Here is a 24252-nt window from a genome sequence, read left to right as displayed (position 1 = left end):
CTCGGCTGCCTTGCCACACAGAGATCACGTGGGCCGGTGAGTCTCCGGCCGAGCGGTCGACGGCCACGCGGCCCCCTTCGGCATCCGGGTTGTTTGGTCGGCCGCTCACGCGCCCGAGATTGCGGCTCCCGTGCTGTACGGACGGGGCGCGTTGGAACCGTGGGCTAAAACGATGACGCGTGGTCAGTGTCGGCCGCTTGTGGAGCCGGCCGCGCCGAGTTCGTCGAGGAAACGGTCGACGGTGCCGCGGGCGCGTGCCTCGTCGGCCAGCGACTCGCCCACGATTCGGCCGCTGAGGTCGACGGCTAGGGCGCCGACCGCAGCGCGCAGGTCGGTGACGATGGCCTCGCGCTGGGCGGCCAGCTGCTGCTGACCAGCGGTGACGATTCGGTCGGCTTGGTGGCGGGCTGTGGTCAGGGCGTCCTGGCGGATGGCTTCGGCGTCAGCTCGGGCCTGGTCGCGGATCTGTGCCGCCTCGGTGTGGGCCTCGGCCAGCTGCGCGCGGTATTGCTCGATCAGGTCGTTCGCCTCGGCCAGGGTGGCCTCGGCGCGCTTGACGCCGCCCTCGATGACGTCTTGCCGCGCCGCGAAGACCCTCTCCATCAGCGGGAAGACGAACCTCATCAGGACGAAGCTGACGATCGCGAAGGCGATGATGCCGAGGACGATTTCTTGCCAGATTGGAGTGAGTGCGTCGTGCCCGGAGCCCATTGACTTTCCTCCTGCTGTCTCGTGTGGACTATCACTCGGGACGGGGGGTATCGCTGGCTGTCGGTCGGTAGTTGACCCGATCCTATGTGTGATCGACAACGCTGGCCATCGCGGGTCATGGCCGTGCCTCGGCGGCGCGGACCCGCGATACTCGCGTGATCCCCCGCGAATCCGTGGGCATACCCGAGATCCGCGAGTCCCGCCGCACGCGGGGCTGTCCGTGAACGTGGCGTTGTCCGTCAACGCGACGCTGTCCGGAAATGCTGCGCTGTCCGCGGACGCGGTGCTGGGCCCGGACGCGGTGCTGGGCCCGGACGCGGCGCTGGGCCCGGACGCAGTGCTGTCCGCCAACGCGGAGCTGGGCTCGGACGCGGTGCTGTCCGTGAACCTGGCGCTGTTGCCTGACACGGCGCTGTTACCCGGTCGCTACGAGCCGAGCGCGCACGGCGGCCCTGGCGGTTGTTGGCCGGTGGTGCGCAAGCGGGAACTAAGCGTGCACGGCGGCCAGCAACGAGCGGGTGTGGGTGCCGGCTGGGTCGTTTTGGAGCTCGTAGATTTCCAGGCGCTGGTCGGGGCGGTCGGTTTGGGCCCACAGCTGGAAGCCGACGGTGATCGGGCCGGCGGTCGGGTGCTCGAGTCGCTTCGTGCCGGCGGCGCACTCGCCGACCTGGCCGCTTGCCCACAGGGCGGCGAACGCGTCGTCGCGTACGCACAGCTCGCCGATCATGCGGGTCAAGGCCGGGTCGTCGGGGTATTTGCCGCTGATCAGGCGGAGGTAGGCGACATAGTCCGCGGCCTCCTCCGGCCAGTCGCGGTACATCGCTCGCACCGCCGGATCCAGGAAGAGCAGGCGGGGCATCGACGGCCTGGTCGCCGGGTCCAGCGGGGCGTCGGCGTCGAGATGCGGTGCCAGCAGCGCGTGGCCGAGCGGGTTCCAGGCCAGGACCTCGTTGCGGCGGCCCAGGATCATCGCGGGACGGTCCTGCACCACGGCCAGGAGGGACAGCGCCGCGGGGGACGCGTGTTCGGGGCCGTCCGGCGTCGGGACCGGGAGTCGCTTGCCTCGGCCGAGGTCCAGGAGGTGCTCGGTCTCGGTGACGCTGAGCTGGAGCGCGCGGGCCAGCGCGACCAGCACCTCATCCGACGCGTTGCGGCTGTGGCCCTGCTCGAGCCGCGTGTAATACGCGACACTCACCCCGGCCAGCTGCGCGACCTCCTCGCGACGCAGCCCGGGCACCCGCCGGCGAATCCCGTAGCCGGCCAGCGGAGTCGCGTCCGGCGGCAGCGTCGACCGCTTGCCACGCAGGAAGATCGCCAGGTCACCGGGGTTCCGCATCCGCCAACGTTACGTCGGCCGGGGACGGCCACCCTATCCCTGCCGGGGAACGGAAACCGTCGGCGGGGAGGGCGACACCATCCCTCACCGGGAGCCGCAACCGCAGGCCGGAGAGCGGCACCACAACCCTCCGAGGGAGCCGCAACCGCTGGCCGGAGAGCGGGACCACAACCCTGCCGGGGAGCTGAAAGACTGGGAACTGGTTGCCTGGCACGACCGCGGCGACGATCGGGGCGTGCCGCTTCCTGTTTTCGCGCTGGCGCTCACCGCGTTCGCCCTCGGCACCGCCGAGCTCGTGCCGAACGGGCTGTTGCCGCTCATCGGTCAAGGGCTCGGCGTCGATGTGTCGGCCGCGGGATGGGTGACCACCAGTTTCGCCCTCGGGGCCATGCTCGGCGGACCCGTCGTCGCGGCGGCCACCCTCCGGCTGCCGCGCAAACCGCTGGTCCTCGCGCTCACCGCCGTCTTCCTGGCCGCCAACGCCGGCACCGCCCTCGCGCACACGCTGCTCGTCATCGGAATCTGCCGTGGGGTGGCGGGAGCGATGCTCGGCGGCTTCCTCGGCACCGCCATCACCGTCGCCACCGGGCTCGTCGCGCCCGGCCGCCGGGCGACCGCGATCGCCGTCGTGTTCACCGGATTCACCGTCTCGAATGTGATCGGCGTCCCGGTCGGGAACCTCGCGGGACGGGCCGACGGGTGGCAGGCGGCGTTCTGGATCGTTTCGGGGCTCGCCGCGCTCGGCCTCCTGGCGATGGCCGTCGTGCTGCCCAACCGCGAGCCGGCGCGTGAGGACGACGGCGGGTTGCGGGTGCTGCGCAACGGACCCCTCTGGTACGCCTTCCTCGCGATCGCGCTCGGCTATGGCGGACTGTTCGTCGCCTACACCTACATCGCCCCGTTTCTGACCGACGTCACCGGTGTGGCGCCGCGCGACGTCACCTGGATTCTGCTGCTCTTCGGCGCCGGGCTCATCGCCGGGAACACGCTCGGCGGCCGGTTCGCCGACCGGTCCGTGGTGGCGACCGTGCTGGTGATCCTTACGGTGCTCGTCGCGGGACTTGTCGCTCTCTGGGTGCTCGGCCCGGTGGCGTACGCGGTGCTGGTGCTCTTGATTTTCCTGGGTGCGGCGGGGTTCGGCATGGTGCCGCCGCTGCAGTCGTATGTGATCCACGTCGCCGGAACCGCGTCGGCGGTCGTCTCGGCGCTGGCTGCCGCGGCGTTCAACGCGGGCGTCGCGTTCGGCTCGGGCCTCGGCGGCGCGGTCCTCGACATCCGCCCCGACTTTCGCCTGCTGCCGGTGCTGGGCGCGGCGGTCACCAGCCTCGGCGTCGGCGCATTCCTGCTTGCGTACGCCAAATCGCGCGCCCCACAAGCAAACCGGCGGTGAAGCGCGCCCCGCGTGATCCGTGGTGCCCGCCCCGGACTGCTAGCGACCTTCGCGTCGGAGGTTCGGCTCCGATCGACTTGCCGCTACGCCATCTGGTCGTATCGACTTTGTTGCTCGCGTCGTCTGGGCGTCGGGTTGGCTCTGACGATGGCGGCCCAGGCTGTTTCGTAGCGTCGGCGATCGGGATCGCGGCGTGGGGCGGGCATTGCTGCGCTTCGCCGGGCGGGTAGCGTCGGCCGGTACCCCACCGCGCTCTGCAGCGCCGTCGTAGCCGGCCGGCGACGCCGCGCGCCATCATGTGGGATGCGCGTCCGTTGTGCGGGATTGGCGACCACATGGTGGTAGCGGGTCCACATCGTGAGAATTAAATCCACAGTAGAGTGTCTTTTTCCCCAGTTTCGTCCCGGTTTGTTCGGCCGTGTTTTCTGACGTTTCGTAGACCTTGGATACTTCGGGTTCGCATGTGGGCGTAACTCTCCAAGGTCTCGACCAAGCCCAGAATGTGGTCGGGATCGCCACATAGTGGGACGGAGGGGCGAGGCGCGCGTCGACCTGCAGACAGGTGCGGCTCGTTGGGCATCTCGGCCGCGGGCGTCGGCCGCGGGCTGCGAGTCGGAGAACGCCGGTTGCTGGCTGCCGCTTGCTCGACCCGTGCGGTGCCGGCATGGATCCGTGGGCCGGGATCGCCGCGTGGCTGCGCCGGTTCGTCGACTACGTGGCGACCAAGCGGGCCATGGCGACGAGCCTCGACCACGATTCGCCCGGCTACCGCGCGGCGGCCGACGGGCCAGGGATCGGCCCAGGGACAGTCCCTGGGGCGATGGTGCCCGATCCGGCACGACAGTTCAGGTGTGAAAGCGGAACCCACGCGAAGTTCCGGGGAACCTGAAGTAATCGAACCGGTCGACGCGGAGGCCCGGATCACCGAACTGAAGAATCGGCACGGCCGCGCGCTGTTCCATTTCCTGTTGCGCCTGACCCACGGCGAACGCGATCTGGCCGAGGACCTTCTGCAAGAGACCCTGATCCGTGCTTGGCGCAACATCGACCGCGTTCCGGTGGCGGAGGAGAATTCGCGCCGGTGGCTGTTCATCGTGGCCCGCCGGATAGCCATCGACGCGGCCCGCAGCCGGCAGACGCGTCCCGCCGAGGTGAACCTGCTCGACGTCGAACTCGTGTCCGGCCCGAACCCGACGACCGAGACCGTGCTCGCGGCCGACGCGATGCGGCGCGCGATCCGGAGCCTGAGCCGCGAGCAGCGCATGATTCTGGCCGAGCTCTACCTCCACGGTTCCTCGACAAAGGAGGCTGCCCGCCGGCTGGGCATCCCGCTCGGCACGGTGAAGTCGCGAACCTTCTACGCGCTGCGCAGCCTGCGGGACGCGGTCCTGTGCGAAGGGCCCGGCGTTCAATGACGTGACGTTACCGACCTCGGCCGGTTTTCCGGGTTTCCGATGCCTATTTTTGGTGTGGATCGGGGGGTTGGTATGGAGACCCACGACGTGATCGTGGTCGGTGGTGACGACGCCGCTGATGTCCTCGCCGCGCGGCTCGCCGAGGGTGCCCGGCGCAAGGTTCTGCTGATCGAGAACGGTGCCCGGAAACGTTCCGTCAATCATTTCGCCCGCGGTCACCGCAGCGCTTATCACCAATGGGGCGAGGACTGGAGTTTCTACGATCTCCTGCCGTACTTCAAACGTTCCGAGAATGCGTACGGGCGGGATCTGATTCTGCGCGGGCGCGGCGGCCCGCTCACCGTGGCGCCGCCGGCCGAGACGAGCCCGTTCATGGCCGCGGTGCTGGACGCCGCGGCGGAGGCCGGCGAGCACCGGGCGGCCGACCTCGGCGCCGGCTGGGACGAGGGTTTCGGCACGGTGGACAGCGTCGACGGCGCGTACCCGGTGCCCGCCGCCAACGTCGTCGCGGGCGCTCTGGTGCACCGGCTGCGCTTCGCGAAGGGGCGGGCGGTGGGCGTGGACTACAGCGTCGGCTCCCGGCTGTTCTCGGTCTCCGCCGGGCAGGTCGTCGTCGCGGCCGGCGCCGCCGAGTCGGCGCAGCTGCTCATGCTCTCCGGGATCGGACCGGCCGGCCACCTAGGCGACCTGGGCATCGACGTGGTCGCGGACCTGCCCGGGGTCGGCGCGAACGTGCAGGCACACCCGGTCGCGCGGCTCGTGTACCGGACCCGGCAGCGCCCGTCCGGCCGGGCGATCGGTCTGGTGCGCAGCCGGCCCGAGCTGAGCGGACCGGACCTGCGGCTCATCTTCGGCGACGACATCGCCGTGTCGGTCGTCCGGCCGCACAGCCGTGGCCGGCTGCGGCTCGCCGACGCGGTGCCGGGCACGCCCCCGCTGATCGAAGCGAACTTCTATCGCGACGAACGGGACGCCGCCGCCGTCGTGGCCGGCCTGCGCCTCGGCCGCCGCATCGCCGCCACCGCGGCCCTGTCCGGCTGGCTGGCGGGCGAGGAGGTGCCCGGCCCGGCGAACGGCGAGGAACGCGAACTGAGCGACTACGCCCGGCGGACCGTCACCTCGTACGGGCAATGGGCCGGGACGCTCGCCCTCGGTTCCGTTGTGGACGGTGGGCTGCGCCTGCGTGGCGTCGGCGGCGTCCACGTCGCGGACGCCTCGGTGATGCCTTCGATCCCGTCGGCCGACCTCACCGCGACCGGGTACGCCATCGCCGAGCGCGCCGCCGACCTCATCCTCGGTGACGCCGGCCGCTGAGTTCATGCCATGAGTCACAAAGCAATTGGGTTCATGCCGTGGGTCACAAAAGCAATCGAGTTCATGCCGTGGGTCACAAAAGCGATACCGCGGCTGTTTTCGCTCGTTGTGAGAAATGACCGCGACATCGACGTCGGCGAGCTGCCTCATCGAAGGAGCGCCACGTGCCACTGTTCGATGCCCTGAGCGGAACCCTGACCGGACTGCCCGACGACCGTCCGCCGCTGGTGCTGCTGCACGGACTCACCTTCGACCGGCGGCACTGGGGTCCGCTGCTGCGCGAGCTGCAGGTGCTCGAACCGGCGCGCCTCGCGCTGGCGCTCGACCTGCCCGGGCACGGGGCGTCCCCGGTGCAGGACTCGTATCGGGCCGCGGACGTCGCCACCCAGGTGCACTGCGCGGTGACCGCGGCCGGGCTGCCGGCGCCGGCAATCGTCGGGCACGGGGTCGGCGCGGCCGTCGCCACCGCGTACGCGGCCCGCTATCCGGTGCACAGCGTGCTGAACATCGACCAGGCGCTGCTGCCGGACAACGCCATTCGCGACGCCGGGCCCGGACTGCGCGGCGGGCACTGGCGCGACGCGTGGGACGGCATCCTCGCCGGGCTCGGGGCGCAACGGCTGCCGGCCCCCGCCCGCTCCCTGGTGAGCAGAGCCGGGCGGCCCCGAAAAGAGCTGCTGCTCGGGTACTACGACGAGGCGCTCACCGAGGACGACGACGCGATCCGGGGCGAGCGGGGCCGCGATCTGCACGCCATCGCCGGGAACGGGGTCGGCTATCGCTGGGTCACCGCGTCCGAGCCGCCCGTGGCGTACCGGAAATGGATGACCAGCCACCTGCCGCGAGTGGACGTCATGGTGTTGCCGGACAGCCATTTCCCGCACCTGGCGCGGCCGGCCGACATCGCCCGTCTGGTGGCGGCGCGCTGAGCTGTCTGGTGGTACGCCGGGCGTGAGTCCAGGGTCACCTTCGGCTGCTCGGCCGCGGCGGCGCCGGTAGCCTCCTCCGCAGGGGGTTGACGTGCCGATCTACAGCGAGCATGTGGTGTTGCGGGGACGCCGGCGTGAGCTGGAACACCTGGACCGGCTGCTGCGCGACGTCCGCGGCGGGCAGAGCCGGGTGCTGGTGCTGCGCGGCGAGGCGGGCTCCGGCAAGACCGCTCTGCTGGACTATCTGAGCGACGCCGCCGCGGCCGGGCGGGTGGTCCGCGCCGCCGGGGTGGAACCGGAGACCGAGATCGCCTACTCGGCCCTGCAGCAACTGGTCGCGCCGCTGCTCGGCGGCCTCGACCGGCTGCCCGAGCCGCAGCGGCAGGCGCTGGCCACCGGCCTCGGGCTCGCCGCCGGGCCGCCGCCGGACGCGTTGCTGATCGGGCTGGCCGTGCTCGGCCTGTTCGCCGACGCCGCCACCGAGCAGCCGCTGATCTGCGTCGTCGACGACGTGCAGTGGCTGGACCGGATGTCCGAGGTGATCCTCACCTTCGTGGCGCGGCGGCTGGACTCGGAATCGGTGGCCCTGGTCTTCGCGTCCCGCAGCCCCGGCGACGAGCGGATTCTCGACGGCATGCCCGAGATGCGGGTGCCGGGCCTCGCGGACGCGGACGCGCGCGCCCTGCTCGACTCGGTGCTGCCCGGCCCGGTCGACAACCGGGTGCGCGACCGGATCGTCGCCGAGACCCGCGGCAACCCCCTGGCGCTGCTCGAGTTGCCGCGCGGGCTCACCGCCGCCGAGCTGGCGTTCGGCCTCGGCGGCCGCGGGGGCGGGCACGGCCCGAGCTCGCTGGCCGGTCGCGTCGAGGAGGGCTTCCAGCGGCGCATCGCGCTGCTGCCGGCCAACACCCGCACGCTGCTGCTCGCCGCCGCCGTCGAGCCGATCGGCGACGTGCCGCTGCTCTGGCGGGCGCTGCAGCGGCTCGGCGTCGGGCCGGACGCCGCGGCGCCGGCCGAGGCCGCCGGACTGGTCGAGATCGGCACCCGGGTCCGCTTCCGGCATCCCCTCGTACGGTCGGCGAGCTGGCGGTGCGCCGAGGACACCGAGCTGCGGGCGGTGCACGCGGCGCTCGCCGAGGCCACCGACCCCGGCGCCGACCCGGATCGCCGGGCCTGGCACCGCGCGCACGCCGCGATCGGCCCGGACGAGTCGGTCGCCGAGGAACTCGAACGCTGCGCCGGCCGGGCGCTGGCCCGCGGTGGCCGGGCCGCCGCGGCCGCGTTCCTGCAACGCGCCGCGGAGCTCAGCCCCGATCCGAAACCACGTGCGGCCCGGGTCCTGGCCGCGGCGAACGCCCGGCTTCGATCCGGTCAGCCGGCCCTGGTGCCGGAACTGGTGGACGCGGCCGAGCTGGGCCCGCTCGACCCGATGCAACGCGCCGAGGCCGAGCGGCTGCGGGCGCAGGTGGCGTTCGCGCTGAACCCGGGGCGTGAGGCCGGACCGCTGCTGCTGGACGCGGCCCGGCGGCTCGAAGACCTGGACCTGGTCGCGGCCCGGGAGACATATCTGACGGCGCTCGGCGCCACGCTGCACGCCGGGCGGCTGGGCGGCACGGACGCACGACGGGTCGCCGAGGCCGCACGCGCCCTCACACCCGGAGCCGAGCCGCAGGGGCTGCTGCTCACCGGGCTCGCGACCTGGGTTCTCGACGGGTTGCGGGCGGCCGCGCCGCTGCTGAAGAAGGCGTTGGCCGCGTGCGACGAGGTCGGCCTGCTGTGGCTGACCATCCCGGTGGCGCACGAGCTGTGGGACGACGAGTTCTGGCACCGCGTCACCGATCAGGCGGTCGGCTTCGCCCGCGGCACCGGCTCGATATCGCTGCTGCCGTCCGCGCTGTCGTTGCGGGCCGGCGCGCTGATGTACGCCGGTCGCTTCGCCGACGCCTCGGCGCTGCTCGACGAGATGGACGCGTACGGCAAGGCCACCCGGATTCCGCCGGACCCGTCCGGGCCGATGAACCTGCTCGCCTTCCGTGGTGATGCGGGACCGGCGCTCGAACTGATCGACAAGGTCACCCGCGGCGCTTCGGCGCGTGGCGAGGGCCGCACGCTCAACATGGCCGATCACGTACGCGCCGTGCTGTACAACGGAACGGGACGGTACCCGGCCGCGCTGGAGGCCGCGACCCGCGCCGCCGAGTACCCGGATCTCGGCTTCTACCACTGGGTGCTGACCGAACAGATCGAGGCGGCGACGCGTACCGGGGAAGTCGGGGGCGCCGCCGAAGCACGGGAACGCCTCGCCGAGCAGACCGCCGCGTCCGGCACCGAATGGGCGCTCGGTACTCAAGCCTTGGCCGACGCGCTGGCCGGTCCGCCCGGTCGTGCCGAGGAACACTTCCGGGAGGCGATCGAGCGGATCCCGGCCGGGCGCCTCGGATTGCAGGTGGCCCGCGCCCGGCTGATGTTCGGCGAGTGGCTGCGCCGGGAGAACCGGCGGACCGAGGCGCGCGAGCAGCTTCGCGGCGCCCATCAGGCGTTGCTCACGATGGGGGCCGAGGCGTTCGCGGAACGGGCCGGGCGGGAGCTGACCGCGACCGGCGAGACGGTCCGCAAACGGGTCGCGCACGTGCCCGACGAACTGACCGCGCAGGAGAGTCAGATCGCGCGCCTGGCCGTGGCGGGACGCACCAATGTGGAGATCGGCGCGGTGCTGTTCCTCAGTCCGCGTACGGTGGAATGGCATCTGCGCAAGGTTTTCACCAAGCTGGGCATCGGTTCGCGGCGCGAGCTGGGGGCCGCGCTGCGCTGATGGCCGGGATCAGACGCAGCGGAAGCCGGCCGCGTGGGGGTGACCGAGCAGACACGCCCCTGACCGAATTCCGGGTGATCGATTGCGTTTCCGAAGCGCGACCCGCCACCTTCGGAAGAAGACTCAAATGATCATCGACTCTGCCGACCTCGACGCCCTGACCGCCGAGGTCGCCGGCCCGGTCCTGACGCCCGGCGACGAAGGGTACGAGGAGGAGACCGCGGCCTGGAACCAGGCCGTGCCCCAGCACCCGGCCGTCGTCGTCGGCGCCACCGGCGTGGCGGACGTGCAGGCCGCCGTACGCTTCGCCGAGGCCCGCAACCTGCCGATCGCGGTCCTCGCCACCGGCCACGGCGCGCTGATCCCGTCCGACGGCGCGCTCCTGATCAACCTGCGCCGCCTCGACGGGATCGTCATCGACGCGGCGGCCCGGACCGCGACCGTGGGCGGCGGCGCGGTGGTGCAGTCCCTCGTCGAGAAGGCCGCCGCGGCCGGGCTGGCCCCGATCGTCGGCTCCAACGTGACGGTGGGCGTGGTGGGCCTGACACTCGGCGGCGGGCTCAGCCCGGTGCTGGGCCGCACGTACGGGTTCGCGGCCGACCACGTCCGGTCCGTCGAGATCGTCACGCCGGACGGCGAGAAGCGTCACGTGGACGCGACCGCGTTTCCCGACCTGTTCTGGGCGCTGCGCGGCGGCAAGGGCAACTTCGGTGTGGTCACCGCCCTGACCATCGACCTCTTCCCGGTCACCCGGCTGTACGGCGGCGGCCTGTACTACGCCGGTGAGGACGCGACCGAGGTGCTCGCCGCGTTCCGCCGGCTGCTCGCGAACACGCCCCGGGAGTTCACCACCTCGGTCGCGTTCCTGCGGCTGCCGCCGGTGCCAGAACTGCCCGAGCCGTTGCGGGGCCGGTTGTCCGTGCACGTGCGGATCGCATACCTGGGGTCGGCCGAGGACGGCGAGGCGCTCGTCGCCGATCTGCGGGCCGCGGCGCCGCCGGTGGTCGACACCGTGGCGGAGATGCCGTACACGGCGATCGGCTCGATCCACGCCGAGCCGGTGCGCCCGGTGCCGGGATACGGGATCGCGACGCTGCTCTCGGACTTCCCGGCGGAGGCCGCCGACCGGCTCGTGGACGCGGCCGGACCCGGCTCCGGCACCTCGATCTCGCTGATCGAGATCCGGCAGCTCGGTGGCGCGATGGCGGAGGCGCCCGCGACCCCCGACGCGGTCGGCAACCGGGCCGCGCCGTTCCAGTTCTTCGCCGGCACGGACGGTGAACCCGGCATGGCAGAGTCGATCCACCCGCGCCTGGCGGAGATGATGGGCGCGCTGGCGTCCTGGGACACCGGCCGCCGCTCGGTCAACTTCATGGAGGTGTTCGACGTGGCGCCCGAGGTGGTGGCGACCGGCTACGACCCGGAGGCGTACGAGCGGCTGACCCAGATCAAGCACCGGTACGACCCGAAGAACCTGTTCCGGATCAACCAGAACATCAGCGACGTCGCCGCAGCGTGATCACCCCCGCCACGACCAGCAGAATCGGCAGGATAAGGCCCCACATCAACCAACCCATGGGCCGAAGCATCCACCGTCCGGCAGGTGCGGTCATCCTCCCCAGAGGAGGAACCACGGCCTACTGATAGCCGCGGATCTGGCAGAACGCACGGGTGAGATCCCCGCCGCGCGCGTCCCACAGCTCGCCGCCGGTGGCCGTGGCGATCGCGCGCATCTGCGCCTGGCTGGCCTCGCCGAACAGGACCGGGAACACCGGGATCGCGGCGGCACCGCGCGCGGCCAGAAACTTCGTGAACGCGGCCAGATCGCGCCCCCGATTGCTCTCGCCGTCGGTCATCAGCACGATGCTCACGAAACGGTCCTTGGCCATCGCCGGCGTCAGCCCCTGGTACGCGGCGATCAGCGAGTCGTAGACGGCCGTGTTGCCGTGCACCTGCAACGTCCCGATCGCGCCGCGCAGACGGTCGCGCGACGGCTGCGGGTCCGCCGCGTCGATCGGATACACCAGCGGCCTGCCGGGGGTGTCGCTGAACGGCAGCAGCACCACGTCCTCGCGGCTGCGGAACCGGCAGTACGAGCCGGTCAGCGACGTGTTCACGCCGGTGAGCCCGGACAACGCACCCTTCAGCGCGGCGATCCGCGCACCCTTCATGGAACCGGACAGATCGAGCACGTACACCGTGCGCGACGGCCGCCGCAGCCGGTCGAGGTAGGCGGTCAGCAGAGCGTCGATCGCGGCGCGGGTCTCCGGGAAGGGCAGCTCGACCGGGGATTCCGGCAGGCCGGCCGGGCGCGGCACGCTCGCCACCGCCGGGCGCCGGGCCGTCGAATCCGCGATCTGCCGCTGCACCGCCTCGGTCCGCAGATAGTCGGTGAGCCGCTGGTGCGCGTCCCGGGCCTCGGCCGGCGCCCGGGCGAGCAGCGTCAGCGGGTAGTCCGCGCTGACCACGCCGTCGGCCGGGTAGATCAGCGTGAGGGGCTCGGACAGCTTGTTCGCGCGATTCAGCTCGACCAGTGAGCTCTCGTAGTTGAACAGCCCGTCCAAGGGGGGCGTCCGCTTGACGAACGCGTCGGTGAGCCAGCCCGACGAGCCCGCGGTGAGCTGCTGGGCGCGGAAGAAGCCGGTGAGCGGCGCCGCGACCCGGTCGATGGCCGCCGCGTCCAGGGCGCGCCCGCTGCTGTCCAGGGCGGACGCGCCGGCGACGAGGGCCGAGAAGCCGGTGTTGGAGTCCGCCGGATTGGTCATCGCGAACGTGAACTTCCCGGCGGAGGCGGCCGCCACGATGTCCGGCCAGCTCACCGCGCGCCCGGTCCAGCCGAGCTTGCGGGCGGTGGACTCGCGCAGGCCGAGCAGCACCGGCGAACTCATGATCCGGGTCGCCGTCCCCAGCCGTCGCTTGCCGTCGGCCAGCGTCTCCAGGTAGCGGTTCGAGGAGAACCAGAGCGCGTCGTACGCCCCGTCGGCCTTGCCGGACGCCACGGTCTCGGCGCCTTCGAGGCTGCCCGTGAACGTCATCTTGACGGTGACGCCGGTGGCCTTCGCGGCCTGGTCGAGAATCGGCTGCATGTCGGCCAGCTCGCTGCCGGCCAGCACCCGCAACGTGACCGGCGGCCCGGCGGTGACGGCCGGGGCGGGCGGGTCGTCATGCGACGGGGTGCATCCGGCCAGCAGGGCCAGCGCCACGACCGCGGCGCAAACCCGGCGCGTCATCTCGCGCATTTCCCGGTCTCCTGGTTGAAGCCGCCGAGCTGGTCGAGCATGGTTTCGAGCACCGGGTAGTCGGGTGGTTCCACGACCACCGGCGGATGGGGCCGGTCCGGTAGCGCCCGGCCCTCGGGACGGAACCCGTACCGCGCGGCGATGTCCTTGAGCTCGGCGTCGTCCCGCAGCAGACGGCCCACGGTACGGCCGGCATCGGTGAACGGAAGCAGGGTGTGCCAGGCGTACACGGTGGGGCTGGGGAAGAGCATCACGTGCTTGCCGTCGTCGGGCACCTGCTCCGGGGACGCCTGGTCGAGGTATTGCGACTCGTAGACCAGGGCCATCGGCGTACGGCTGGGGCCGTCGGTGACGTACTCGCCGAACAGCACCTCGCTGGTGTTGGGCTTCTGGCCCTGATACGACATCAGCCGGCACAGGTCCGGCATGACCTTGCCGAGCGCGTCCGTTCCGGCGATCGGCTGGTCGCCGTTGAGCACCGCGGACACGATGGACAGGAACATGATCGCGGAGTTCGAGTCGGCCGGGTCGGTGGTGCGCATCAGGACCACGTTGCCGTTCGGCGAGTCCTGGTTTCCGGCGAGCTGCCGCCAGCGCGTGCCGGACCGAGCAAGATCAATCAGCTTTTGTACGAGGATGACGTCCGACCCGCCGACCTTCTTGATGACGCCGTTGGCTCGCAGCACCGCTGCCGTGTCCGTGAAGGTGGCCACCGCCATCACCGAGGAGAAGGGCCGGACGGCCTCGGTGACGTGCGACAACTCCATGATCTTGCGGGCCGTCGGGGTGCTCGACGGGAACGCGAAGTCGTAACGCTGCGTCCCGTTGCGCATGGCCGCGACCATCTCGCGGGATCCGCTCGGGTCGATCCGCAGGTCGAGGCCCGCGCATCGGAAGATCTGCCGCACCCGGGCGTCGCGCAGGAACGCCTCCTTCTCCGAGCCGACGATGCCGCGTGCCGCCACCACCTTCGCGGCACAGTCGGCGGCGCGCGGCTCGCCGGTGTGCAGCACGTTGCGGACCACGGCGAATCCGACGATCAGCAGCAGCGCGACGCTCGCCGCGCCGAGGAGAATCCGAACCCGCGTCATCGCGTCCTTCTGAGGGTCATGGTCCTGGTGGTGTCCGGGGTCCTGCTCCGCGATTGGGTGAGCCACGCCAGCGCCGCGAAGGCCGGCCCGAGCAGCGGCCACAGCCACACCGGCAGACCGTCCAGCAGCCCGGCCGAGGAAAGCGCGAAACCGGCGCCCAGCCCGGCCGTGCCGGCGGCGACCGGCAGAACGGCCGGACGACGCCGTACCGGCGCGGTAACCGGAGCGCCGAGCGCCTCGTGCGCGGCCCGGCCGAACGCGCTCGCCTCCGGATAACGGTCGTCCGGATCCTTGGCCAGCCCCTTCATCACCACCTCGCGCAGCGGCGCGGGCACCTCCGGCGGCAGCGGCCGGGGCGGATCGAACAGATGGGCGACCAGCGGGAACGGCTTGCCCTCGGCGCCGAACGGCAGCACCCCGGACAGCGACTCGTACAGCACGACGGCCAGCGAGTAGATGTCCGCCCGATGGTCGGCCTGGGTGCCCATCAGGCGTTCCGGCGCGATGTACGGCGGGGTGCCGACCATCTGACCGTTGCGGGTGATGGCCGGGTCGCTCGTGTCGACGCGGTGCGCGATGCCCCAGTCGATCAGGTACGCGTGGTCGACGCCCTCGCGCACGCCCACGTCGAGCAGGATGTTGGACGGCTTGACGTCGCGGTGCCGCAGACCCTTGCGGTGCGCCGCGGCCAGCGCCGACGCGACCTGCTCCACGATCAGCACGGCACGGCCGGCGGTCATCCGTCCCGCCTTGATCTCGGTGGCCAGGTTGCCACCCCGGATCAACGGCATGGCGATGTACGGCGGTGGGCCGATCCCGAAGTCGTAGACGGGAACCACGTACGGGTTCTCGATCTCGGACGCCACCTCCATCTCGAGCAGGAAGCGGGCCCGCAGTTCCTCGTTGCGCAGCGCCTCGTCGGTGAGGATCTTCAGCGCGACCCGCCGGTTGTTGCGGGAGTCGATGCTTTCCCAGACCTCGCCCATGCCGCCCCGGCCGATCAGCGTCTTCAACTCGTAGGGGCCGATTGCTCCGCGCACTATCCACTCCGGGCTGCGTAGGCAAGAGGTCGGGCGCCATCGATGCTAGTTGTCGGTGTCCAGCGTCAGGACGACCGGGAACTGTCTGTCATCTGAAGTTTCATCGACAGATCTACCTCGGCAGTCGGGCGGTCTCCGCGAACAGGTGCACGGCCTCGGCGACGTCGGGCAGGGCCGCGATGTCGTCGGCGATGGCCCGTACGCGCGTACCGAAGGAGGGTTTGCCCAGCACCTGTTCGACGGCCTCGCGGGTCGCGGCCGGACCGGGCCGGCGGGAAAGGCCGAGCCCGGCGCCGCTGGCCTGGACCGCCTCGGCGACCGCGGGCTGATCCCCGAACTGCGGCAGCACGACGAGCGGCACGCCGGACCGCAGCGCGGCGAGGGTGGTGCCACCGCCGCCGTGACAGACGACGGCGGCGGACTGGGGCAGGACCTCGTCCTCGTCGACCCACGGGCGGGCGTCGACGTTCGCGCCCTGCCATTGGGCGGGATTCCCGCCGCGGCCGATGCTGACCACGAGATCGACCGGCAGCGCGGCGAGCGCGCCGACGGTCTCGCGCAGGAGCGCGCCACCCATGGCCGAGGCCGACGCGATCGTGCCGAACGAGAGGTAGATCAGCGGCCGGGTACGCGCGACCTTCCGGACCGTGCCGCCGGTGCGGAACCGGTGCGGCGGCGGCGGGCCGTCGGCCGGGTCGAACGACTCCGGGAACAACGACACGACCCGCATGTCCGCCAGCGACTCACCGCCCTGTTCCGGCAGGCCGGCCACGACGCGGGCCGGGCCGAGCAGGGGCAGCGCCGCGCTCAGCAGACGGACTTGGGCGCGGTGCACGCTGGAGAACACCGCGATGTCCGGGACGCCGTGCGCCTCGGCCGCGACCATCGAACCCATCTCGGCGTCGTCGCGCAGCACCAGATCGGGCCGGAACTGCTCGAACGTAGCCAGCAGGCCGGGCAGCGCGGCACGCGGCGCGGGGTCGCCGATGATGCGGGCGAACAGCGGGCGATCGTCCGCCGCGCTCATCCCCATCGGGGCGGCGGCCGAGGCGTCGTCGAACGGCATCACCCGATATCCGTACGATTCGACCTTCGCGGCCAGGGAGCGCGGGGCGGCGAAGAGGACCTCGTGGCCGGCGTCGCGGGCGGCGGACGCGAACGGCAGGAGGGGCCGCAGGTGACCGACTCCGGCGGTGGTCGAGACGAGAAGCCGCACGATCACAAGGTAGGTCGGCGTGATGCTTTCCGGATACCTTCCGGGACGTCGGCGTGATCGAGGCCACCCGTCCCGGCTCGGTGGGGCCTTGGTCAGGACCCGCTGCGAGGAGGCGTTCTGGTGGGTGAACCTGCCGAGTATCGGGCCGCCGGACCTGGTCGTGCGGCTTTGTCCGGCGGGCCTTATCCGGCTGCTCGAGCCCGGCCGTCGCCTGGCAGGCCGCGTCGCTGGAGGTCGGCTACGAATCTGCGGGTCAGCTGGTCGGTCGGGGCGGCCAGGGTTGCGACGATGTCGCGGTAGAGCTGCGGCTGCAGCGGGCGCACCGTTCCGTCGTCGCGGCCGCACAGGGCCGAGACGGGCACGATCGTGACGCCGAGTCCGGCCATGGCCAGGGCGGCGGCGGTGCACTGGTTGCGGGTGTGCAGGACCGGGGTGAGGGTCAGCTTGTGCCGCGAGGCCAGGTCGTCGACGTCCGGATCGTGGCGGATGAACGGCTGGTCGGTCAGGGCCGCGACGCTGACGGCCGGGCGGGCGGCGAAGGCGTGCGCGCCGCCGGCGACCACCACCATCTCCTCGCGGCCCAGCGGCTCGACGTGGTGCGCGGTGCGTGCCGGCTTCGGGCCGACGATCAGATCGGCGTACTGCGAGGTCATGACGCTGTCCATGCGCGCGGTGCTGGTGAACTCGCTCAGCTCGAAATCGACCTCGGGGTGCCGGCGGTGCCACGCCTGGATCGTCGGCGCGAGCAGCCATGGCGTGAGGGTTTCCAGGGTGGCTACCCGCAGGACGCCGGCCTCGCCCCGCGCGGCGCGGCGGCCCGCGGTGATGGCACGGGCGGCGTGCTGGAGGGCGGCGCGGGCTTCCTGGGCGGCCGCGCGGCCGGCCGCCGTCGGGCGCACGCCGCGCGGCAGACGCTCCACGAGCCGGGTGCCTAGTTCCCGTTCGAGGGCCATGATCTGGTGCGACAACGCCGGCTGAGTCATGTGCAGCGCGGCTGCCGCCTCGGTGAACGAACCCTTGTCCACAAGGGATACCAAGCACTCGAGCGCCCGTAAGGTAGCCATCCGTCCTTCGTTCGTCCTAACGTTTAGATTTAGTTTCAACCGTTAGAACTGTGCATGAGCGCGATCGCGGCGGCAACGTTTGGTGACGCGGATAACTGACCGGTGTGGCAACAATCCGTCGTTTTGAACGTCAGGCTTCACGAGAACGAAGGGAACGTGATGGACGACTTCGAACGCATCGTCGAGAACGAGGCCGCGCTTCAGCGCCCGCAGGTCCGCCGCGACCGTGCGGCGGTGCGCGCGCTGCTTGACCCCGCTTTCATCGAGGTGGACCGCACCGGCCGCGCGTGGGACGCCGAGGGGGTGATCGAGGCCCTGGCCGGGCAGGTCGGCTACGTGCAGCAGCCGATGACGGAGGTGGAGTCCGCGAGCCTCGCACCGGGCGTGGTGTTGCTGACCTATCGCGACGACACGATCATGCACAGCTCGGTGTGGGTGCGCGACGGGTCCGGCGAGTGGCTCCTGCGGTACCACCAGCAGACGGCGATCACCGACTGACGGCGGGGCCGGGCGGGCTACGGGACGACGGTGACGGGCCAGCGGCGGCAGCGGATCAGCTTTACCGGGAGCGAGCCGGCCACCCGGTGCACGAACTTGGTGGAGCGGCCCACGATCACCGCGTCGGCCCGGACCTCCTCGGCCACACTGATCAGCTCGGCGTACGGCTCGCCGAGGCGCACCACGAGTCTCATCGCGACGCCCAGCCCGGGCACATTCTGCTCGAGCGCGTCGCGTAACTGCTGCTCCACGGCGTCGTGCGCGTCGACCACGGTGGCCGTCGCGGTGCCGCTGGTGTCGGCCATCGGGAGCAGGAACGGCACCGACTCCCGCACGTAGACGGCGACCAGCTCGCATCGCTGCCGCCGGGCCAGCCCGACGGCGTAGGCGGCCGCGCGCAGCGACGAGGTCGACCCGTCGATGCCGACGAGGATGGCGCCGGGTCCGTCCTCGGTCACGTCATCTCCCGCGGGGCGAGACACATACTGAACGTATTCCGTTCACTTATCCGAGAGTATCCTGACGCAGAGCGTTCAGCAATACAACGGGGAGCCGCGATGGGTGCCGCGCCAGCGGCCCAGGGCCGGCCGCGAGATCCGGAGGTGGATCGCCGGATCGCGCGGGCCGCCCTGGACGTGTTCGGTGACGCCGGGTGGGCCGGGTTCGCGATGGAGACCGTCGCGCGCCGAGCCGGAGTCGGCAAGGCCTCGCTCTACCTGCGATGGAGCAGCAAGGAGGCGCTGCTGACGCACGCGCTGACCACCGGGCTCGTGCGCGTCAGCGACGTCGACACCGGCACGCTGCACGGCGATCTGGTCGAGCTGGCGAAGCAGATCATCGAGCTGTACCTGGGGCCGTCGAGCCGCGCGGCGATGCGGCTGTCCTTCGAGGCGAGCACGATCCCGGGTGTCGCCGAGCAGTACCAGGCGATGCGCACCGCGCAGATCGGGGCCGCCCGCTCGATCGTGCGCCGCGGCATCGCCCGTGATGAGCTGCCCGCCGCGGCGAGTGTCACGCTGCTGCTCGAGACGCTCATGGGCGGGGCGATGATGCACGCGCTGAACACCCCGCCGGGCAAGCGCGGCGACACCGCGAGGCATGCCCGGCGACTGGTCGACTTCCTGCTCGCAGCGGTCAGCGACGGGCCTGGAAGACCAGGTTGAACGGCGTCTCCGCGACGCGGCGGAAGTCGGTGAGACCCGCGCTCGTGGCCACCTCGCGCAACCGGGACTCGCCGGCCTGCGCACCGAGCGCCAGACCGACCTCCTGGGACAGTGAGTTGGGCGTACACAAAAGGGTTGAGGCGCCGTAATAGACCACGCCGACCGGGTTGAGGTTGTCGGTGATGTGGTCGCCGGCGAACGGCTCGACGATCAGGATCGAGCCCGCCGGGTCGAGATGCTCGCGCAGGTGGGCGAGCGCGCCGACCGGGTCACCCATGTCGTGCAGGCAATCGAAGAGACAGATCAGGTCGTACGTGCCGTCCAGTTCGGTCGCGCGGCCGACCTCGAAGCGGGTCCGGTTGCCGACCGCCGCCTCGCCCGCCCGGCTGACCGCGGCGTCGATCGAGCCCCGGTGGTAGTCGGTGCCGACGAAGGTCGAGTTCGGGTACGCCGTGGCCATCAGGATCGTGGACGCACCGTGCCCGCAGCCGATGTCGGCGACCCGGGCCCCGTGCTTCAGCGCCGCCTCCACCCCGTCCATCGCCGGGATCCAGGCGTCGACCAGGTTCGCCAGGTAGCCGGGCCGGAAGAAGCGCTCGGTGCCCTCGTAGAGGTCCGCGTGGTGCTCGTGCCACCCGACGCCCTCGCCGGTGCGGAACGCGGTGACCAGCTTGTCGGTGGAGCGCAGCGCGGCCAGCATCAGGCCGAAGCCGCCGATGACGCAGGCCGGGCTGGTCTCGTCGGTGAGCGCGATCGCGTTCTCGGCGGGTAACTCGAAGCGGCCGTCGCTGTCGACCGTGACGTATCCGGCGGCGGCCTGGGCGCTCAGCCACTCGCGGACGTACCGCTCGACGGTGCCGGTCTTCCCGGCCAGTTCGGCCGGGGTCAGCGGGCCCGCGCCGGCCATGGCCCGGTACAGGCCCAGCCGGTCGCCGATCACCGCCATCGACCCGGTCAGCATCGAGCCGAAGTCGCCGACCGCCTTGAAGACGAACTCCATCAAGCGCTGCTCGTCGACCGCTGTCGTGGTTGTCATGCTATGTCCCCCCAAACTTCCCGGCGCCGGGCGGCGCCGGTCGAATAGGGGGCACGCTAACCACCTCGATTTCCCGCAAGTGTCCGTTTGACGTCCCCGCCCGGGGCAGCGCCGGGTGGACAATCTCAGGATGCCGGGCGACCTGCGCATTTGGCTTCTCGGCGGCTTCCGGGTCGAGGCCGCCGGGCACAGCGTGCCGGCCGGGGAGTGGCGGCGCAGCGGTGCCACGGCGCTGGTCAAGCTGCTCGCGCTGCGGCCCGGTCACCGGCTGCATCGCGAGCAGGTCGCGGACCTCCTGTGGCCGGACGCCCCGGGCGCCGCGCGGCTCAACAAGGCGCTGCACTTCGCGAGGCGTACGGTGGGAAACGAGCATTTGATCTTGCAGGATGACATGCTCAGCCTGCGCGCGGCCGAGTTGTGGGTCGATGTCGACGCGTTCGAGGCGGCCGCGCGGCGCGGGGACGTGGAGGGCGCGCTCGCGCTGTACGCCGGGGATCTGCTGCCGGAGAACCGTTTCGACGACTGGGCCGGGACGCGCCGCGCCCAACTGCGTGATGCCGTGGTGCCGCTGCTGCTCGATCAGGCCGCCGCGAGGGAGTCGCGCGGCGACAACCGGGGCGCGATCGCGTCGCTGGAACGGTTGATCGGCCTCGATCGGCTGCACGAACAGGCGTACGCGCGGCTGATGTCCTTGGAGGACCGGCACGTCGCGCTGCGCTGGTACGACCGCCTGGCCGAGCTGCTGCGCAAGGAGCTCGAGGTCGAACCGGGCGACGAGGTGCAGCGCGTCTACCGCGAGCTGACGGCGCCGAGCACGGTCGCGCCGCAACCGGACCACAAGGAGGAACGCAAGCTCGTCACGGTCCTCGACGCGGACTTCCGCGGGGTGGTCGACGCCGATCCGGAGCGCAACCGGCGCGCGATCGGCGTGTGGACCGACCTGCTCTGCGAGGTCCTGCAACGCTGGGGCGGCGCGGTGCAGAAGCGGGTCGGCGGCGGCGTGGTGGCCGTGTTCGGCTATCCGGCGGCCCGCGAGGAGCACGCCGACCGCGCGCTGTGGGCCGGTTTCGAGATCCTGCAACGGCTGCCGGTGGCGATCCGGCTCGGCGTGGACACCGGCGAGATCATCGCGCCCGCCCTGCTGCCGGACATCGGCGGCGCGGTGCTCGACGGCGCGGCCCGGCTGCGCGAGGCGGCCGGCCCGCACACGTTGCTCGCCGCCGAACGGACCCGGCTCGCCGCGCGGCACGGCCATTTCCGGTTCCGCGGCGGCCGGCTGCTGTCCGCGTCCTGGGCGCCGGACGAGCGGCGGCGCGAGCACGAGGCGCCGATGGTGGGCCGCACCGGCGAGATCCGCGCGGTGCTCGGCCTCATCGAGGAGGCCGAGGCCAGCCGGCGCCCGCGACTGCTCACCATCACCGGTGCCGCCGGGATCGGGAAGACCCGGCTGGTCCGTGAGGTGTTGCTGGCGCGGCCGGACACCCGGGTGTTGCGCGGGCGATGCCTCGCGGCCGGCGACGGCATCACCTATTGGGCGCTCGGCGAGATTCTGCGCGAGGCGTGCGGCATCCCGCTCGGCGACTCCGGACCGCAGACGCAGCAACGGTTGCGGACCCGCCTGGCACAGCTGTTCCGTGGTCGGTCCGATGTGGATGCGACCATCTTCGCGCTGGCCACCACCGCGGCCGTGCGGCTGCCGGACAACCCGCTGGACGCCGCCGACCCGCGCGCGGTCGCCGAGGAGCTGGGCCGGGCGTGGCCGCGGTTCGCCAGCGCGTTCGCTCAGGACGGCCCGGTCATCATGGTGGTCGAGGACCTGCACTGGGCCGGGAAACCGTTGGTGGACATGCTGATCCGGCTGGTGGCGCGCTCGACCGGACCGGTGGTGGTGCTGGCCACCGCGCGTCCCGAGTTCGGCGGGTTCGGCGCCGCGGACGTGTCGACGGTGTCGCTGGGCGCGCTGACCGACGAGGCCAGCCGGGAACTGCTCACCGCGAAGGCGGTCGATCCCCGCCGCCGCGACGAGATCCTGGCCCGGGCCGAGGGCAACCCGTACTTCCTCGACGAGCTCGCGGCGCACCTGGCGGAGGGCGGCGCGGTCACGCTGCCGGACACGTTGCACGCCTTGCTGGCGGCCCGGGTCGACGCCCTGCCGGCGCCGGAGAAACGGTTGCTGCAGGCGGCGTCGGTGATGGGCCGGGTGTTCCGGACCGAGCCGCTCGGCGAGGACCTCGACGACGAGCTGGGCGCGCTGGAGGCGCGCGGGCTGATCGTCGCGCGAGACAACGAGTTCGCCTTCAAACACGCGTTGCTGCGCGATGTGGCGTACGCGAGTCTGCCCGCCGCGCGCCGCGCCCACGGCCACGCGGACGTCGCGGCCTGGCTCGAGGAACTGTCCCGCGAGCGGGTCGGCGAGGTCATCGAGCTGGTCGCGTTCCACTACGCGGCGGCGGCCGACACCTGGCACGCGATCCCCGGCGAGGATCGCAAGGGCGACTGGGTGCGCGGCAAGGCGTTCCGCTCGCTCGTCGCCGCCGGGACCGGCGCCCGCCGCCGGTACGCCATCGCCAAGGCGCTCGACCTGCACAAACGAGCGCTCCGGTACGCCTCGGGCGCGGGCGAGCGCGCCGAGGCCATGGAGGCGATCGGCGACGACCACGAAACCGCGTACGCCGGGGACGAGGCGGCGCGCGCGTGGCGGGAGGCCATCACGATCCTGCGCACCTCGCCGGGCTTCGACGACCGCCGCGCCGAGCTGTGCCTCAAGACCGCGCGGATGGCGGTGGCCCGGTGGGGCGGGTTCCGGGCGCCGGCCGAGCCCGCGATGGCCGACCGGGTCATCGACGAGGGCCTGGCCGCGGTGAGCGACCCGCCGACGAAGGCTCAGCTGCTGTCCCTGCGGGCACTGTGCGGCGGCCGCTGGGCGTGGACGGGTCTGGCCGACCCGGTCGCGGTGGAGCAGCGCCGTGCGGCCGCGGCGGCGGCGTTCACCCTGGCCGATCGGCTCGCCTCGCCGTCGCTGCGCGGGCTGGCGCTGCTCGGGCGCGCGGCGGTGCATTTCCTCGACGGCCGCTACCCGGAGGCGGTCGAGGTCATCCTGGACGAGGTCAAGCTCGTCGAGCGCGACGGCCGCGACCGGGATCGGGCGCTCGGGCACACGATCGCCGGTCTGGTGCTGGCCGACGTCCGCGGCGACTATCGGCTGTCGCTGAACCATGCCCTGCGGTCGTACGAGACGGCCCGGCCGTTGTCGCCGCACGACCGGCTGCACGCCACCTATCTCGTCATGGCCAACCTTCTCCAGCTCGGCCGATGGTCCGAGATGGAGCCGTACCTCGACGAGCACCTGACCTTGCGGGACGGTCCGGAACGGGAGATGAGCTGCCCGTACATCAAGGGTGGGCCGCTGATCGGCGCCCTCGGGATGGCTCGTCGAGGTGACCGGCCGGGCGCGCGGTCGGTGGCCGCCGGCGTGCCCGTCGATCTGGAGCATCCCGGCAACACCGAGGCGCTGCGCGGGCAATTGGCCATCGAGCTGGGTGACGCGCGGGCCGGGCGCAACCTTGCCGAATTGCTCGTACGCCGCGGGCGCCGTCCCGGACCGGAGGAGATCCCGTACGAGACGCTGGTTCTGGTCGAGGCTCTCGAAGCGCTCGGCGAGCACGAGGCCCTGGCCCGGCTCCTCCCGTCGGTGCGCGCCACGGCCGGGTTCCTCGCGACCGTCACGCCCACGTGCGACCGGGCCGAGGGCGTCGTCCGGGCGGCGGCCGGTGACCGGGCGACGGCACAGGCGCTCTTCACCCGGGCCGTGGCGGGCTTCGACCGGCTGTCCATGCCGCTGGCCGCCGCCCGCGCCCGGGAGCGGCTCGCCACGGTCAGCCCGCGGCGCTCGGGGCAGCTCCGGGCCGCGGCGCTCGAGGCGTACACGAGATTGGGGGCCGAGCCGGACGCCGAGCGTGTCCGGAATCGCTGATCCGGCGTTGGGTGTTAGGAATCCG

The 24252-nt window shown here is 72.1% G+C and carries 18 protein-coding genes; 9 read left to right on the top strand and 9 right to left on the bottom strand.

Annotated features, from left to right (window positions below):
* Window positions 1-183: 183 nt before the first annotated feature.
* On the bottom strand, window positions 184-711 hold the full coding sequence (locus HH310_RS00845) for a F0F1 ATP synthase subunit B (protein WP_169173409.1): 528 nt from the start codon (window positions 709-711) through the stop codon (window positions 184-186).
* Window positions 712-1198: 487 nt separating this feature from the next.
* Window positions 1199-2047, bottom strand: coding sequence for a helix-turn-helix domain-containing protein (locus tag HH310_RS00840; RefSeq protein WP_169173408.1), 849 nt, complete (start codon window positions 2045-2047; stop codon window positions 1199-1201).
* Between the two features lie 235 nt (window positions 2048-2282).
* On the opposite strand from HH310_RS00840, the gene HH310_RS00835 reads away from it, so the two are divergent.
* From HH310_RS00835 to HH310_RS00810, 6 genes are all read left to right on the top strand, one after another.
* Window positions 2283-3437, top strand: coding sequence for an MFS transporter (locus HH310_RS00835; RefSeq protein ID WP_169173407.1), 1155 nt, complete (start codon window positions 2283-2285; stop codon window positions 3435-3437).
* A gap of 851 nt (window positions 3438-4288) precedes the next feature.
* Window positions 4289-4852: a sigma-70 family RNA polymerase sigma factor gene (locus tag HH310_RS45170; RefSeq protein ID WP_169173406.1), complete on the top strand. Its 564-nt coding sequence runs from the start codon at window positions 4289-4291 to the stop codon at window positions 4850-4852.
* Between the two features lie 72 nt (window positions 4853-4924).
* Window positions 4925-6166 carry a GMC family oxidoreductase gene (locus HH310_RS00825; RefSeq protein ID WP_169173405.1) on the top strand — a complete coding sequence of 414 codons (1242 nt, stop codon included), beginning with the start codon at window positions 4925-4927 and terminating at the stop codon, window positions 6164-6166.
* Between the two features lie 164 nt (window positions 6167-6330).
* On the top strand, window positions 6331-7095 hold the full coding sequence (locus HH310_RS00820) for an alpha/beta fold hydrolase (RefSeq protein ID WP_169173404.1): 765 nt from the start codon (window positions 6331-6333) through the stop codon (window positions 7093-7095).
* A gap of 91 nt (window positions 7096-7186) precedes the next feature.
* Window positions 7187-9907: an AAA family ATPase gene (locus HH310_RS00815; protein WP_312033736.1), complete on the top strand. Its 2721-nt coding sequence runs from the start codon at window positions 7187-7189 to the stop codon at window positions 9905-9907.
* A gap of 127 nt (window positions 9908-10034) precedes the next feature.
* A complete protein-coding gene (locus HH310_RS00810) occupies window positions 10035-11426 on the top strand; it encodes an FAD-binding oxidoreductase (protein ID WP_169173403.1) in 1392 nt (463 codons plus the stop codon).
* 118 nt (window positions 11427-11544) lie between these two features.
* Here HH310_RS00810 and HH310_RS00805 read toward each other — a convergent pair whose 3' ends face one another.
* The 5 genes from HH310_RS00805 to HH310_RS00785 all read right to left on the bottom strand — a co-directional run bounded on the left by HH310_RS00805 (window position 11545) and on the right by HH310_RS00785 (window position 17557).
* Entirely contained in the window at window positions 11545-13146 is a 1602-nt protein-coding gene (locus HH310_RS00805; protein ID WP_211191595.1) for a substrate-binding domain-containing protein, read from the bottom strand.
* Complete coding sequence (locus HH310_RS00800) at window positions 13134-14237, bottom strand: hypothetical protein (RefSeq protein ID WP_169173402.1); 1104 nt, start codon at window positions 14235-14237, stop codon at window positions 13134-13136. The genes HH310_RS00805 and HH310_RS00800 overlap by 13 nt, the downstream gene beginning before the upstream one ends.
* The gene (locus tag HH310_RS00795; protein WP_169173401.1) at window positions 14234-15277 is read right to left on the bottom strand and encodes a serine/threonine-protein kinase; all 1044 of its coding nucleotides are present in this window, start codon (window positions 15275-15277) and stop codon (window positions 14234-14236) included. Before HH310_RS00795 ends, HH310_RS00800 begins: the two co-directional genes overlap by 4 nt.
* 112 nt (window positions 15278-15389) lie before the next feature.
* Window positions 15390-16493, bottom strand: a complete 1104-nt coding sequence (locus tag HH310_RS45165) for a glycosyltransferase (RefSeq protein ID WP_169173400.1) — start codon at window positions 16491-16493, stop codon at window positions 15390-15392.
* A 182-nt stretch (window positions 16494-16675) separates the two neighbouring features.
* Window positions 16676-17557: a LysR family transcriptional regulator gene (locus HH310_RS00785; protein ID WP_169173399.1), complete on the bottom strand. Its 882-nt coding sequence runs from the start codon at window positions 17555-17557 to the stop codon at window positions 16676-16678.
* A 159-nt stretch (window positions 17558-17716) separates the two neighbouring features.
* Here HH310_RS00785 and HH310_RS00780 point away from each other — a divergent pair, with 159 nt between their 5' ends.
* On the top strand, window positions 17717-18055 hold the full coding sequence (locus HH310_RS00780) for a DUF4440 domain-containing protein (RefSeq protein ID WP_169173398.1): 339 nt from the start codon (window positions 17717-17719) through the stop codon (window positions 18053-18055).
* 17 nt (window positions 18056-18072) lie between these two features.
* Here the strand turns inward: HH310_RS00780 and HH310_RS00775 are convergent, their stop codons facing one another.
* Window positions 18073-18513: a universal stress protein gene (locus HH310_RS00775; protein WP_312033735.1), complete on the bottom strand. Its 441-nt coding sequence runs from the start codon at window positions 18511-18513 to the stop codon at window positions 18073-18075.
* A 99-nt stretch (window positions 18514-18612) separates the two neighbouring features.
* On the opposite strand from HH310_RS00775, the gene HH310_RS00770 reads away from it, so the two are divergent.
* Complete coding sequence (locus HH310_RS00770) at window positions 18613-19218, top strand: TetR/AcrR family transcriptional regulator (protein ID WP_169173396.1); 606 nt, start codon at window positions 18613-18615, stop codon at window positions 19216-19218.
* Here the strand turns inward: HH310_RS00770 and HH310_RS00765 are convergent.
* Window positions 19190-20254, bottom strand: coding sequence for a trans-aconitate 2-methyltransferase (locus tag HH310_RS00765; protein ID WP_169173395.1), 1065 nt, complete (start codon window positions 20252-20254; stop codon window positions 19190-19192). The two genes, HH310_RS00770 and HH310_RS00765, sit on opposite strands and share 29 nt — an antisense overlap.
* 115 nt (window positions 20255-20369) lie before the next feature.
* On the opposite strand from HH310_RS00765, the gene HH310_RS00760 reads away from it, so the two are divergent.
* On the top strand, window positions 20370-24227 hold the full coding sequence (locus HH310_RS00760; protein WP_169173394.1) for an AAA family ATPase: 3858 nt from the start codon (window positions 20370-20372) through the stop codon (window positions 24225-24227).
* Window positions 24228-24252 lie beyond the last annotated feature (25 nt).

It is taken from the genome of Actinoplanes sp. TBRC 11911 (assembly GCF_012933445.1).
Lineage (GTDB): Bacteria > Actinomycetota > Actinomycetes > Mycobacteriales > Micromonosporaceae > Actinoplanes.
This window is presented reverse-complemented; position numbering and strand designations above follow the sequence as displayed.